Origin of the sequence: Arthrobacter sp. ERGS1:01 (genome assembly GCF_001281315.1) — a bacterium.
In the GTDB taxonomy this organism is placed as follows: domain Bacteria; phylum Actinomycetota; class Actinomycetes; order Actinomycetales; family Micrococcaceae; genus Specibacter.
The window spans coordinates 3,684,390-3,697,564 of the sequence record NZ_CP012479.1; the positions used below are offsets into that span (position 1 = coordinate 3,684,390).

The window sequence follows — 13,175 nt, forward strand, 5'->3', positions numbered from 1 at the left end:
CCGTCATGGTTGCCCGCCGGGCGCTGGGGATGTGTTATTTTTCAAGTGAGTAACGAGTTCCAGCGCCAAGCCCTGACTTGCTGGACGGCAACCCTCTTTTCGGCGGGGTGCCTCAGGTGACTACTCGGCAAACCCGGCGACCAGCGGCCGCGGCTTGCAAGCGAGACATGCGCCTCTTTTGCTCCCTCCGTGTTGGCTGCGGAGGGCACGGAACGAGCACCCGCTTGCAGGGCCGTCCGCCTGCACTTGAGGAGTACACATGTCCGCAGAAGATTCCCCCTGGCCTACCGGCTCATCACCGGCCCCGACGACCGCTCCTTTTGTGAACGGATCTCCGCCGCCCTCGCCGAGGGCTATGTGCTGCACGGCAACCCGGCCGTCACGTTCAACGGCACCTCGGTGATCTGCGCGCAGGCCGTGATCCTCCCGGCAGCCGTGGCCACCTCCGACGCCGCCGTCGCCGACGCCGTGGACGCGCTGGATGCCGATCTTGAGTTCGACGGCGAGGGAATCGCGTGAGCTACGCCGGGGACCTCGCCCCCGAAACCGCCTGGGAAAAACTCGCCAACGGCGCCGTGCTGGTGGACGTGCGCACCGAGGGCGAATGGGCGCACATCGGCGTCCCGGACGTATCCGCATTGGGCACGGAGCCGGTCTTCATCCAGTGGAACCTCGCCTCCGGCGCCCCGAACCCGGCGTTCCTTGAGGAATTGGCCGCCGCCGTTCCGGCCGAAAAACCATTGGTGGTGCTGTGCCGCTCCGGCGCCCGGTCCATCGCGGCGGCCGAGGCCGCCACGGCCGCCGGCTACACGGCGTTCAACGTCCTTGAGGGTTTTGAGGGCGTCCCGGACTCCTACGGCGACCGCGTGGTCAACGGCTGGAAGAACCGCAAGCTGCCCTGGAAATAACGCCCGCCGGCGCCCCCTCCACACCACCATCAGCGAAAGCTAAGGAAACACAAGCACTTGAGCAACTTTAATGAGCACGCCGCCAGCTGGGCCGAGGACACCCAGGCCGTCCGGGGCGGGCTGGACCGCAGCAACTTCCAGGAGACCTCCGAGGCCCTGTTCCTGAACTCCGGCTTCGTCTACGAATCCGCCGAGGCCGCCGAGCAGGCCTTCACGGGCGAGGTGGACCGCTTCGTCTACTCCCGCTATGGCAACCCCACGGTGGCCACGTTCCAGGAGCGGCTGCGCCTGCTCGAGGGCACCGAAGCCTGCTTCGCAACGGCGTCGGGCATGTCCGCCGTCTTCACTGCCCTCGGCGCGCTGCTGGCCGCCGGGGACCGCGTGGTGGCGTCCCGGTCGCTGTTCGGCTCCTGCTTCGTGATCCTGAACGAACTGCTCCCCCGCTGGGGCGTGGAGACCGTGTTCGTGGACGGCCCGGACCTGGAGCAGTGGCGCGAGGCGCTTTCCGTGCCGACCACGGCGGTGTTCTTCGAGTCGCCGTCGAACCCCATGCAGGAGATCGTGGACCTGCAGGCCGTGTGCGATCTGGCCCATGCGGCCGGCGCCAAGGTGGTGGCCGACAACGTGTTCGCCACTCCCCTGTTGCAGCGCTGCGGCGACTTTGGCGCGGACGTGATCGTGTACTCCGGGACCAAGCACATCGACGGCCAGGGCCGGGTGCTGGGCGGCGCCATCCTGGGCACCAAGGAGTTCATTGACGGTCCCGTCAAGAACCTGATGCGGCACACCGGTCCGGCGCTGTCCTCCTTCAACGCGTGGGTGCTCACGAAGGGCCTGGAGACCATGAGCCTGCGCGTGGCCCACTCGAGCGCCAACGCGCTGGCGCTGGGCGAATTCCTGGAGGCGCAGCCGCAGATCCGCTGGGTCAAGTACCCGCTGCTGCCCTCCCACCCGCAGTACGAGCTGGCCAAGAAGCAGATGAAGGCCGGCGGCACCGTGCTGACCTTTGAACTGGCCGAACCCGCCAACGGCACGGCCAAGGATGCGGCGTTCGCGCTCCTGAACGCGCTGCAGGTCATCGACATCTCCAACAACCTGGGCGATTCAAAGTCGCTCATCACCCACCCGGCCACCACCACGCACCGGGCCATGGGCGCCGAGGGCAGGGCCGCGATCGGCCTCTCCGACGGCGTGCTGCGCCTGTCCGTGGGCCTGGAGGATCTCGAGGACCTGCGGACCGACCTCGGCAAGGCCCTGGCCGGCCTGTAGCCGGCCGGGGTGGGCTTGCCGGCCGGTGATTGAGCGTGTCGAAATCACCGGCCGAGCCAGCACGCCCGAGTCTCGACCAGCTCGAGCAACGACGGCGGCCGGTCACCTTTCAGGTGAAAGGTGACCGGCCGCCGTCGTACTTTTTAGTCCTGGAAGTACTCGATCTCCGCGCCAATGGTGTTCAGACGTTCGGCGAGGTCCTCGTAGCCGCGCTCGATCACGTAGATGTTGCGCAGCTCGGACGTGCCCTTGGCGGCCAGCATGGCCAGCAGGATGCAGGCGGCCGGGCGCAGTGCCGGCGGGCAGCCGATCTCGGCCGCGCGCCAGGCGGTGGGGCCCGTGATGTCGATGCGGTGCGGATCCAGCAACCGCACGCCGGCGCCCAGACGGTTCAGTTCCGTCAGGTAGATGGCGCGGCCCTCGTACACCCAGTCGTGGATGAGGGTGGTGCCCTCGGCGCAGGAGGCGATGACGGCGAAGAACGGCAGGTTGTCGATGTTCAGGCCCGGGAACGGCATGGGGTGGATCTTGTCCGGGGCGGCGCGCAGCTCGGACGGCAGCGTGGTGATGTCCACGAGGCGGGTCTTGCCGTTGCGAGCCACGTACTCGGCGCTCTTGAGGTAGCGGAAGCCCATCTGCTCCAGGACCTTCAGTTCGATTTCCATGAACTCGATGGGTACGCGCTTGACCGTGACCTCGGACTTGGTGACGATGCCGGCGGTGATCAGGCTCATCGCCTCGATGGGGTCCTCGGACGGCGCGTACTCGATGTCGACGTCGATCCGGGCCTTGCCGCGGATGGTCAGCGTGGTGGAGCCGATGCCCTCCACCTGCACGCCCAGGCCCTGCAGGTAGAAGCAGAGGTCCTGGACCATGTAGTTGGGGCTGGCGTTGCGGATCACGGTGACGCCCTCGCGGTGCGCGGCGGCCATGATGGCGTTTTCGGTGACCGTGTCCCCGCGCTCGGTCAGCACGAAGGTGCGGTCCGTGGCATCGCTTTGCGGAGCCTGCACCTGGTAGAAGCCGGCGTGGGCGGTGACGGCCAGGCCGAATTCGCGCAGCGCCTGCATGTGCGGCTCCACGGTGCGGGTGCCCAGGTCGCAGCCACCGGCGTAGGGGATACGGTAGACGTCCTGCTCGTCGAGCAGCGGGCCCAGCAGCATGATGACGGAGCGGGTGCGCTTGGCGGCCTCGACGTCCATGGCGCCCAGGTCAAGGCGGGCGGGGCGGCGGATCTGGAGGTCGTTGGCGTTGAGCCACTTGCATTCCACGCCGATGCTGCTGAGCAGCTCAACGATCCTGTTGACTTCCTCGATGCGGGCCAGCCGGCGCAGCGTGGTGGTGCCGCGGTTGATCAGGCTGGCGCAAAGCAGGGCGACGCCGGCGTTCTTGCTGGAGTTGACCTCCACGCTGCCGGAGAGTTCACGCCCGCCGTGGACGCGCAGGTGGGTGACGGTGTTCTTGGGGATGCCGCCAACGTTGACGATGCTCCGGCCCAGCAGCGATTCCATGCGCTGGATCATTTTCAGGCTCAGGTTTTGTTTGCCCTGTTCCATGCGGGCGACGGCGCTTTGGCTGGTTCCCAATTGGGCCGCCAGTTCCAGCTGCGTCCAGCCCTTGTCATTCCGGGCGTCGCGCACCAATACACCAACAGTTTCTGCAGCCACTTGAGTCATAACAACTTTTATATCATGAGAAGCATATTTTGCTGATATATGGTGACGTGTTGGGCAATTCGCCTCAATATTTGGTTAATTTAACCACCGGATGCGATAAATCAATTCCCCGGTCATATTCACGGATGCATCCACCTCCACGGTACCCCGATTTGCGGCGGGGGCGCATCACGCGCGCCGTACTGCTTTCGTGGCGTCCCGTACAAACTGCGCAAGGGCGGTGGGATACGCTAGCCTCACACGATTTAGGAGCCCGAATGACGCGGAAAGCCACCTCCCAGGACGTCGCGGATCGCGCGGGCGTCTCCCGCAGCGCCGTCAGCTTTGTCCTCAACGGCCGTGCCGACGGCAACATCGCCAAGGAGAAGCAGGAACGCATCCTTGCCGCGGCCAGGGAGCTGAACTACACACCCAATGCCGTGGCACGGTCCCTGCAGGCGCAACGGACCCACACGATCGGCGTGGTCACCGACTCCATCGCCGGGGGCCCCTTCGCCGGAAAGCTGCTCCAGGGCGCCAGCAATGCCGCGTACCGTGCCGGCTACCTGCTGCTCGTCATCGACACCCAGAGCGAGGAGGTCCGCGAGGACAGCGCCTTCACCACGCTGGTGAACCGGCAGGTCGACGCACTTGTCTTTGCGGCCATGAGCCTGCGCGAACACGTCTCCCACCCGGCCATGGCGGGGCTGCCGGCCGTATTGGCCAACTGCTTCGACCCGGCCGGGACCATCCGCTCCATCATTCCCGATGAGGTTGCCGGCGGCCGGTCCGCGGCCCAGGTCCTGCTCGACGCCGGCCACCGGGACATCGCCTACCTCTCCGGCACGGGAGAGCTGGTGGCGACGGCCCGGCGCACGCAGGGCTTCAACGAGGCCCTGTCCGCGGCCGGCCTTCCCGCCCCCGCCGCGATCCCCACGGGCTGGGAGATCAACGACGGCTACGCCGCGGCCCTCCGCTTGCTCAGCGACGACGGCCGCACGCCGCGGGCGGACCGCGCCACGGGCATTGTGTGCGCCAACGACCGGGTGGCCGTGGGCGCCATGCTTGCCTGCGGCACCCTGGGCCTGCGGGTCCCGGCGGACGTGAGCCTGGTGGGTTACGACGACGACGAGCCGCTGGCCCGCACCACGGTCCCCGGACTGACCACGATCGCCCTGCCCCACCGGGAGATGGGCGAGGCCGCCATGGAGTTCCTGCTCGCGGATCTGGGCCGCAGCAAGGGCGCCGCCCGGGCCGCATCGGCAAAGGGCGGCCCCGCGCAGCTTCTCCTGCCCTGCCCCGTGGTGATGCGCGGCTCCGTGGCGGCCCCGGTAACGTAGCCGAAGCCGGAAACCGCCACGGATTGGGCGCTAAAGTGCCAGCCGGTGCACCGTGACGGCGCCGGTTGCCCGCACTTCAAAGTGCGAGGTCTCCATGGGATACGCCCGCACGGTGGTGGCCGGGCCACCGTCCACAAACGCCTCCACGAGCGAGCCGTCCACCAGGATCCGGCCCGCTCCGAGGGTGGCAACCACGGTCTCCGCACCGCCGTCCAGCAGCACGAGTTCGGCACCGCCGCCGGATACCACCTCAAAGGCTCGCTCGGCGACGGGCACGCTGAAGGACCCGGTGCCGTCGGGCAAGCCGCCGAACAGCACACCGGCGCGCAGGGTTTTCACCTCGGTGACGGGCTCCGAGCGCAGCACGCCGTCGCGGAAGGCCAGCGAGCGCGCATACGTCAGCACGCCGGCCCAGCCCGAGGCGAGGACGTCGGCGTCGGACCTTGATTTTTCCCAGCTCCAGGCCCACATGAGCGTGCGCGGCTCGGCGGCTGTTCCGGCCACCACCTGGGGTGCGTAAAAGTCCGGGCCGTGGTCCACGAGGCCGCCGCCGGTGGGCAGGAACTTCAGCCCGACGCCGCCCTCGCTGAGCTCGCCCGTCAGGTAGGTGACGCGATCCAGGGCGTGGTCGTCGCGGTTCCACAGCGAGAGCATCAGGATCCACTGCCCGTCGACCTCAAACAACTGCGGGCATTCCCAGATCTGGGCAGGCGCCCATTCCGCCGCCACGCCGGAGCCGCCGGTGACCAGCGGGCCCAGGTACTCCCAATCGGTCATGGTGTGGCAGCGGTACAGCAGGATCAGGGGGGTGCCGTCCTTGTAGCCGGCACCCTGAATGGCGTACTGGCGGCCGTCGAAGGTGAACAGGAACGGATCACGCACATCCCCGATGCCCGGTTCCTCGGGCATGCCTATGATGCCGTGCTGCTCCTGCTTCCACTCGATGAGGTTGCGGTCCGAGGTGGCCGTCATGACCTGGGAATCGTGTTCGGTCTCGGCGATGCCCGAGTAGTAGGCCGTGGGCACGTCCCCGTCCAGGGCGACGACGCCGGACCAGGCGCCCGCCGCATCCGCCGCACCCTGGCGCGGGAACAGGGCGATGGGCTGCTGTGTCCAGCGGACCAGGTCGGTGGAGGTGGCGTGGCCCCAGTGGACGTTGCCGTGGACCGGAGCGTCCGGGTTGTACTGGAAGAAGACGTGGTGGACGCTGTCCACATAGACGCAGCCGTTGGGATCGTTGATCCAGCCCTGATCCGGGCGGCCGTGCAGGGCCGGGAAGGCGGGGTCGATGGTGCTCACAGGCGGTTCTCCTTGATGGTTCTGCAGTTGATGTAGTGGACGAAGCCGAGGGTGGTCATTTGTTGATGCCCGCGGTGAGGCCTTCGCGCAGGTACCGCTGGCCGAACAGGAACACCACCAGGGCCGGGATCATGGACAGCACCACGCCGGCCAGGACGGTGGCGACGGAGCCGGTGCCCATGTTGCCCTGGAGCGAGACCAGGCCCAGCGGCAGGGTGAAATTTTGCTCGCTGATGGTCATGATGAGCGGTCGGAAGAACTCGTTCCAGTGGAAGTTGAACGCCAGGATCCCCACGATGGCCAGCCCCGGCCAGGCCAGCGGCAGGTAGACGGAACGGAAGGTGCGCAAGGGGGATGCGCCGTCGATCGCGGCGGCCTCGGCCAGCTCGCCCGGTAGCCCCATGAAGAACTGGCGCATCAGGAACGTGCCGAACGCCGTCGGCAGGGCGGGCAGGATCAGCGCGAGCAGGGTGTCGGAGAGGCCCATGCCGCGGATCAGCATGAAGACGGGCACGATCGTGACCTGCACGGGAACCATCATGGTGGCCAGCACGATGCTGAACAGCACGCCGCGGCCCTTGAAGTCGATGCGGGCAAAGACGTAGCCGGCCAGCGCCGAGGTGAGCATCTGGCCGACGGCGATGATGCCCGTGACCAGGGCGGAGTTCCAGATCAGCAGCCACATGTTCACTTGCTTGAACACGTCGGCGTAGGAGCTGAAGTCCAGGCCTCCGGAGAAGATGGAGCCGCCGGAGCCCAGGGACTCGGTGGGCGGGCGCATGGAGGTCAGCACCGTCCACACCACCGGGCCCAGGGTCAGGAAGGTGGCGACCACCAGGACGGCGGCGCGGCTTGCGGTCCGGCCGGAGGCGCGGACCTTCCTGCGGGGGGCCGGCGGCGTGGTGCGCCCTTGCGCGGTGCTTTCTTTCACGGAAATCGTAGTCATGGCACGTGTTCCTAGTTGTAGTGCACGAAGCGTCGGGAAAGGCGGAATTGGATGGCCGTGACCAGCAGGATCAGCAGTGTCAACACGATGCCGATGGCGAAGGCGCGGCCGAAGTCGAGCTGCTTGAAGGCCGTCTCGTAGATGACCATGACGGCGGTGCGAGTGGAGTCCCCGGGGCCGCCGCGGGTGATGACGTAGGGCTGGTCGAAGATCTGCAGGGCCGAGATGATCGCCATGACGCTGGCCACCAGCAGCGTGGGGCTCAGCAGCGGCAGTGTGATGTTCTTGAACTGCTTCCACCCGGTGGCGCCATCGATCGAGGAGGCCTCATACATTTCGGTGGGGATGGAGCTGAGTCCGCCGATGATCAGCAGGAACGTGAAGCCGAAGTTTTGCCACACGTAGACCAGGATGATCACCACCATGGCGCCGGCCTGCGAGGTCAGCCACGGCACGGCCGGGATGCCGATCAGGCCGATGACCTTGTTGACCAGGCCGAAGTTCTGGTTGAACAGGTAGCTCATGATGATCGAGACGCTGGAGGCCGACAGCACCAGGGGGAAGAAGAATGCCGACCGGAAGAAGGTGCGCAGCCAGGACGGCATCCTTGACTGGATCAGCACGGCCAACCCGATCGAGACGGCCAGTTGCAAGGACACCGCGACGACGACGAAGCCGAGGGTGTTCAGGAACGCCGTCCTGATGGTGGGATCCTGGCTGATCGAGACGAAGTTGTCCACGCCTACGAACTGGGGCGGGCTGATGATGTCCCAGCGGAAGAACGCCAGCGTCAGGGACGCAAGGATCGGGATGAGCGTGAAGACGGCAAGGCCGATCACGGTGGGCGCCAGGAACAGTGCGGCCATCCGCCTGTGCCCCTTGTCCCTGCCCGGCACGCGCTGCGTGGCATGTGCCAGGGCGGGCACCGTGGTGTCCTTGATGGTGGTGGCGGTCATTAGTTCCTCCTCAGGGCCAGCTCAAGGTCCCGCTGCAGCGTGGACATGGCGGGGCGGATGTTGGCGGCGGAGCCTGTCACGGCACCCAGGACGTTCTTGATGAGCGCGCTTTCGACGGCGGCCTGTTGCGGCGGTGCCGGAATGGGGCCGGAGGTGGGGAACTTGTCGAGCGTGTCGTAGAAGACCTGCCAGTGCGCCGGCCCCCTGCCCGAGTACAGCGCCTCGTTGACCATGGAGCGCCGGGCCGGCGTCGTGGTCGGCTTGGGCATGGCAAGTTCCATGGCCTCCTTGGTGGCGCAGAACTTGATCCATTCCCAGGCCTCGTCCTTGCGGGTGGAGGTCTTCATGATGGCGTAGCCCTCGGTGCCGAACTGGTGGCGTTGGGTGCGCCACTTCGGGAAGAACTGCACGTCGAAGGCGTCCTCCTTCATGCCGGCCTCGTTGAGCCCCTCCACCCAGTAGCCGCCGGCCGGGGTGGTGCCGATCAGGCCGGAGGCGAACTGTGCCACGAGCTCGTTGCCGCCGCCCTGCGCCGGGCTGGTGCCCAGTCCCTCGGCGACCAGGTTGCGCAGGAAGTCGAAGCTCTCGGCCACCTTGGGGTCCTCGGCGTTGGGTTCCAGCCATTGGTAGCCGCCCGAGCGCATGCCGCGGCTGGGGTCCTTGGCGTAGAAGGAGTCCCAGAGCCAGCTGCCGCCGGTGCTGCGCGTCTCCTTCAGGAAGCTGGTGTCATTGACGTACAGCCACGGCACCACGCCGCCAAAGAGGCGGTTGGTCCAGTAGTACGGCACGAATTGCTTGCCGCTGGTCCGCTTCATGGCGGTCAGCGAATTGTAGAAGTCGTCGTGCGTCCAGTTGTCCGACGGCCGGGCCAGGCCCGCCTTGGCGAAGGCTGAAGTGTTCAGGTACATATTGGCGCTGTTGAAATCCAACGGCAGTTGGAACAGGCTGCCCTGGTACATGAACGCCTCCACGAGCGACGGGTGGACGTCATCGAAGAAGTCCTGCAGATCGGCCCGGTCCCGCTTCACATAGCCGTCCAGGGGCTCCGCCAGGCGGTCCGCGAACAGCTGCGCGCCTTCCGTGGCCACCAACACCACGTCGGGGGACGTTCCGGCGGCGACCATGGTGAGGATCTTGGCGAAGAAGTCACCCCAGTCGGCCCCTTGGATGGCCTGGATGCGCACCTTGATGCCGGGGTTGGCGGCACTGAACGCCTGGACCAGCTTGGTCCGGCTGGCGGCGTCCTGGGCGTTGCCGAGGATGGCCACGTTCAGGGCGTCAGTACCCCTCCCGGGAATGTCCGCCCCTGTCAGCCGTGGCCAGCTGGCCGCGACGGCGCCTACTGCACCCACGCCGAGCAAACCCAGCATGGCCCGCCTTGATACGTCATTCATGTTGCCTCCTCGCAACTTCCTAACTCGTGTTAGGAAGCATGACAGACGCACCTAACACGTGTCAAGCATGATGCAGCTCACACGGTGGAATCGGCCGCTGGGGAGACCCATCCCCCGCTGTTGAGGGCCCAGATAATCCGCCCAAAGACGTTGAGAGCCCAGATAATCCTGGGGATTATCTGGGCTCTCAACGTCTTTGGGGGTGAGGTGTCCCTTCAGCAGGAGGTCAGCCCAGCACGGGGTTCCAACTGCCCAGTGCGACGGCGGCACCCACCGCAGCCGCGGCGATCACCACTCCCCCGGCCACGACGGCAAGGTCCCGGGGCGCGAACGTCGATTCCCGGGCCCAGGTACGCGGACCGGCGCCAAAGCCCTTGGCCTCCATGGTGACGGCCAGCCGGGAAGCCCGGCGGATGGCCTGGACCAGCAGTGCCATGGACTGGCCCAGCGAGGCCTTTAGGCCGCTGAGGAAACCCGGCTCGCCACCCACGCCGCGGGCGCGCCGGGCCATGCCCAGGGTCTGCCATTCGGCCACGAGCAACCCCACCAGGCGCATGGCGGCCAGCGCCCCGAGCACGAAGCGATGTGGAAGGCGCAGCTTTTGCGCCAATGCGTCGGCCAGGTCGGTGGGGTCCGTGCTGGCCAGCACCATGATGCCGGGCAGCGCAATCGCCAGGCCTCGCAGGGTGATCGCAATACCCGCCGCCACGGAACCGCTGGTAAATGTCACCGGACCCAGGGCCAGCAGCATTTCGCCCGTCTTCGGAGCCAGCAGCGCCGTCCCGTAACCGCCAACGATCGCCGCGAACAAGATGGGCCAGCCGCGGCGCAGGAGCGTCCGCACGCCCAGTCCTGCCAGCGGCAGCAGCAGGCATTCAAGCACCAGCGCCACGGTGGCCGAGACCCAGTCGACGCTGACGAGCAGCACGACTGTCACGGCAATCCCGGCACCCAGTTTGGCGAGCGGGTTTGCCCCGGCAAGCCAGGCGGTGGACCGTGGGGCGGCCATGACGTCGACGCTCATCGCTGCACCGCCTTGGCGTGCCGGGTCCCCGCAACGGGGCCCTCAACCAGGAGCTCGGAGGGATCCGCCCCGTCGGCGGCGTCGCCGAGCACCAGCCGATCGCCGCCCAAGACGCGGGTGAAGAGCTCGTCGTGGGTCACGGAGACCACGGCCGTGCCGGCGTCGAGCAGCTCGGTCAGCAGCGACGCGAGCTCGGCCCAGGTGTTGGCGTCCTGGCCAAAGGTAGGTTCGTCCAGGACCAGCACCTGCGGGCTTGCGGCCAGCACGGTGGCCACGGAGAGCCGGCGTTTTTCCCCGCCGGAGAGCGTGAATGGATTTGCGTCGGCCACGTGTTCCAACCGCAGCCGGGCCAGCAGATCATCCACCCCGTCGCCGCCACGGCCCAGCAGCCTCGGCGAGAACAGCAGTTCGTCGCGCACGCTGCCGGTGACAAATTGGTGTTCAGGCTCCTGGAATACGGTGCCGATCCGCTCAATCAGCTCCCGGCCCCGCCACTTCAGCGGCGAGCCACCGGCGCCGCGCGCCAGCAGTTCCGTTGCCGCCAGGTGGCCGCCCGCGGCGGGCAGCAAACCCGCCAGGGTCAGGGCCAGCGTGGACTTGCCGGCACCGTTGGGGCCCGTCACGCTCAGCGCCCGGCCGGCCGAAATCCGCACCGACGGGACGATTGCGGCGGGCGCGGCGGGGTGCCGCCGCCGGCTTTTGAGCCGTGAGACGGCGAGGTCCGAGGCCTCCAGCAGGAGCTGCGGACCGGCGTCGGACTTCTGTTGGGGCGCACGGGGGCGCGTGGCCGGCACGTGGCCGGGCACCCACACGCCGGCCGCGGCCAGCATGCCCGCGGCCTGGGCCAGGACGGTTTCGGGCGGGCCGTCCAGCAGCACGCCGCCCGGTTCTCCCGCGGCGGCCGGGGCCAGGACCACGATCCTGTCCACCACGTCCAGCCAGACGGCGACCCGGTGCTCCACGACGACCAGGGTTGCCCCCGTCGCATCGAGGCTGCGGCGGACCGCGTCGCGGACCTCCACCACACCGGCCGGGTCAAGGTTGGCCGTGGGTTCATCGAGCAGCAGCAGTCCGGGCTCCATGGCCAGCATGCCGGCCAGGCCCAGGCGCTGCTTTTGTCCGCCGGACAGGGCCGAACTGGGGTGGTCGAAGGGCAGTTTCAGCCCCACGGCGTCCAGCGCGGCCGGCACGCGGCGCCAAATTTCCTCCCGCGGCACGGCGAGGTTTTCGGCGCCGAAGGCGACGTCGTCGCCCACGCGGGAAAGCACCACCTGGGCGTCGGGGTCCTGCTGCATGAGCCCGGCACGGCCCCGTGACTCGGGCACGGGCCGGCCGTCGATGAGCAGGCTGCCGAACTCGTCGGCCTCCTCGTCGGCACCCAGCACCCCGGCCAGGGCGTGCAGAAGCGTTGACTTCCCGGCGCCCGAGGGGCCCAGCAGGAGCACGCGTTCGCCCGGGGCGATGTCCAGGTCAAGGTCGTGGATGGCCTTGTTGGCGCGGCCGGAGTGCTGCCAGCCCCACCCCCTGGCCGTGATCCGTGCCGGAACTGCCCCGCGATGGTTCGCGGCTGGCACGCTTACATCACCGGTTCGGTGGCGGCGCCGCGGGAGGGCAGGTTGGCCAGGGCTCCGGTGCGGGACAGTCCGCGGACGGCCAGCCAGGACAGTAGCCCGGCGATGACGGCGCCGGAGATGGCGGCCAGCACCACGTAGACGGCCTTCCAGCCGAACGCCCACTCCACGTTGTAGACGAGGGAGTCGTTCAGGCCCATGGCCACGCCGGCCAGTGCGCCGGCGAACAGGGCCACCGGCAGCGAGAACTTGCGGTAGCGGAACAGCGCGAACGCTGCTTCCGCCCCGATGCCCTGGACCAGCCCGGACAGCAGTACGGTGAAGCCGAAGTGGGTGCCCAGCAGGCTTTCGACGACGGCCGCGACCAGTTCGCAATACAGGGCTGCGCCGGGTTTGCGGATCACCAGGCCGCCGATGACGCCGGCAATGAGCCAGCCGCCGCCGTACAGCCCGCCGAGGGGCGGGAAGGCGACCGTGACGGCGGCGATGACGCCGTAGCCGGCGGACCACAGCCAGAAGATGACGCCGACGGCGACGGCCAGTACCGACGCCACCACGATGTCCACCACGCGCCAGGTGCTGGTGGGTGTTGCTTTGGGGTTTGCGGGCGCGCCCGCGAATGACTTGCTCATGTGTCCTCCTTTGCAGGAGGGGCGGCCGCGGCGGTATTTCCGCGCAGCCGAAGAGAACTCGACTCCCTTCGCCGGTACTAGCCGGAGCAGGTTCGAGGGTCTGCGGCGAACCGCACTCTCAGCGCCGGTACCCAAGGCGGGTAGACGCTCCCCTGTCGTGTTGAATTGCGGCTTCAGTCTA

At 67.9% G+C, this 13,175-nt stretch carries 12 protein-coding genes and 2 riboswitches; of the genes, 4 read left to right on the forward strand and 8 right to left on the reverse strand.

Annotated elements, in window-relative coordinates:
* Positions 1-48: 48 nt before the first annotated feature.
* A riboswitch (SAM riboswitch) is annotated at positions 49-169 on the forward strand.
* Positions 170-246: 77 nt separating this feature from the next.
* Genes AL755_RS20625 through AL755_RS20635 form a run of 3 tightly spaced genes read left to right on the forward strand, consistent with a single transcriptional unit; the run spans position 247 to position 2,177 of the window.
* Complete coding sequence (locus AL755_RS20625) at positions 247-519, forward strand: DUF1737 domain-containing protein (protein ID WP_192841643.1); 273 nt, start codon at positions 247-249, stop codon at positions 517-519.
* A complete protein-coding gene (locus AL755_RS20630) occupies positions 516-908 on the forward strand; it encodes a rhodanese-like domain-containing protein (protein ID WP_054012623.1) in 393 nt (130 codons plus the stop codon). The genes AL755_RS20625 and AL755_RS20630 overlap by 4 nt, the downstream gene beginning before the upstream one ends.
* A gap of 57 nt (positions 909-965) precedes the next feature.
* Positions 966-2,177 (forward strand): O-succinylhomoserine sulfhydrylase, encoded by a 1,212-nt coding sequence (locus AL755_RS20635; RefSeq protein WP_054012624.1) that lies wholly within the window; start codon positions 966-968, stop codon positions 2,175-2,177.
* A gap of 143 nt (positions 2,178-2,320) precedes the next feature.
* Here the strand turns inward: AL755_RS20635 and AL755_RS20640 are convergent, their stop codons facing one another.
* Entirely contained in the window at positions 2,321-3,853 is a 1,533-nt protein-coding gene (locus AL755_RS20640) for a UDP-N-acetylglucosamine 1-carboxyvinyltransferase (protein ID WP_054012625.1), read from the reverse strand.
* A gap of 257 nt (positions 3,854-4,110) precedes the next feature.
* Here AL755_RS20640 and AL755_RS20645 point away from each other — a divergent pair, with 257 nt between their 5' ends.
* Positions 4,111-5,172, forward strand: a complete 1,062-nt coding sequence (locus tag AL755_RS20645; protein WP_054012626.1) for a LacI family DNA-binding transcriptional regulator — start codon at positions 4,111-4,113, stop codon at positions 5,170-5,172.
* A gap of 30 nt (positions 5,173-5,202) precedes the next feature.
* Here AL755_RS20645 and AL755_RS20650 read toward each other — a convergent pair whose 3' ends face one another.
* The 7 genes from AL755_RS20650 to AL755_RS20680 all read right to left on the reverse strand — a co-directional run bounded on the left by AL755_RS20650 (position 5,203) and on the right by AL755_RS20680 (position 12,994).
* Entirely contained in the window at positions 5,203-6,471 is a 1,269-nt protein-coding gene (locus AL755_RS20650) for a glycoside hydrolase family 32 protein (RefSeq protein WP_054012627.1), read from the reverse strand.
* A 55-nt stretch (positions 6,472-6,526) separates the two neighbouring features.
* Positions 6,527-7,417, reverse strand: coding sequence for a carbohydrate ABC transporter permease (locus AL755_RS20655; protein ID WP_054012628.1), 891 nt, complete (start codon positions 7,415-7,417; stop codon positions 6,527-6,529).
* 11 nt (positions 7,418-7,428) lie between these two features.
* Complete coding sequence (locus AL755_RS20660; protein WP_054013225.1) at positions 7,429-8,283, reverse strand: carbohydrate ABC transporter permease; 855 nt, start codon at positions 8,281-8,283, stop codon at positions 7,429-7,431.
* Between the two features lie 89 nt (positions 8,284-8,372).
* A complete protein-coding gene (locus AL755_RS20665) occupies positions 8,373-9,767 on the reverse strand; it encodes an extracellular solute-binding protein (RefSeq protein ID WP_082369465.1) in 1,395 nt (464 codons plus the stop codon).
* A gap of 226 nt (positions 9,768-9,993) precedes the next feature.
* Positions 9,994-10,791 carry an energy-coupling factor transporter transmembrane component T family protein gene (locus tag AL755_RS20670; RefSeq protein ID WP_082369466.1) on the reverse strand — a complete coding sequence of 266 codons (798 nt, stop codon included), beginning with the start codon at positions 10,789-10,791 and terminating at the stop codon, positions 9,994-9,996.
* A complete protein-coding gene (locus tag AL755_RS20675; RefSeq protein ID WP_082369467.1) occupies positions 10,788-12,365 on the reverse strand; it encodes an ABC transporter ATP-binding protein in 1,578 nt (525 codons plus the stop codon). The genes AL755_RS20670 and AL755_RS20675 overlap by 4 nt, the downstream gene beginning before the upstream one ends.
* Positions 12,366-12,367: 2 nt before the next feature.
* Positions 12,368-12,994, reverse strand: coding sequence for an ECF transporter S component (locus AL755_RS20680; RefSeq protein ID WP_054012630.1), 627 nt, complete (start codon positions 12,992-12,994; stop codon positions 12,368-12,370).
* Positions 12,995-13,040: 46 nt separating this feature from the next.
* A riboswitch (TPP riboswitch) is annotated at positions 13,041-13,158 on the reverse strand.
* Positions 13,159-13,175: the final 17 nt, after the last annotated feature.

Bases quoted from the DNA above. Each gene is read 5' to 3' on its own strand.
- AL755_RS20640 (WP_054012625.1), bottom strand. From the start codon at position 3,853: ATGACTCAAGTGGCTGCAGAAACTGTTGGTGTATTGGTGCGCGACGCC.
- AL755_RS20645 (WP_054012626.1), top strand. From the start codon at position 4,111: ATGACGCGGAAAGCCACCTCCCAGGACGTCGCGGATCGCGCGGGCGTC.
- AL755_RS20660 (WP_054013225.1), bottom strand. From the start codon at position 8,283: ATGGCCGCACTGTTCCTGGCGCCCACCGTGATCGGCCTTGCCGTCTTC.
- AL755_RS20680 (WP_054012630.1), bottom strand. From the start codon at position 12,994: ATGAGCAAGTCATTCGCGGGCGCGCCCGCAAACCCCAAAGCAACACCC.
- AL755_RS20665 (WP_082369465.1), bottom strand. From the start codon at position 9,767: ATGAATGACGTATCAAGGCGGGCCATGCTGGGTTTGCTCGGCGTGGGT.
- AL755_RS20655 (WP_054012628.1), bottom strand. From the start codon at position 7,417: ATGACTACGATTTCCGTGAAAGAAAGCACCGCGCAAGGGCGCACCACG.
- AL755_RS20670 (WP_082369466.1), bottom strand. From the start codon at position 10,791: ATGAGCGTCGACGTCATGGCCGCCCCACGGTCCACCGCCTGGCTTGCC.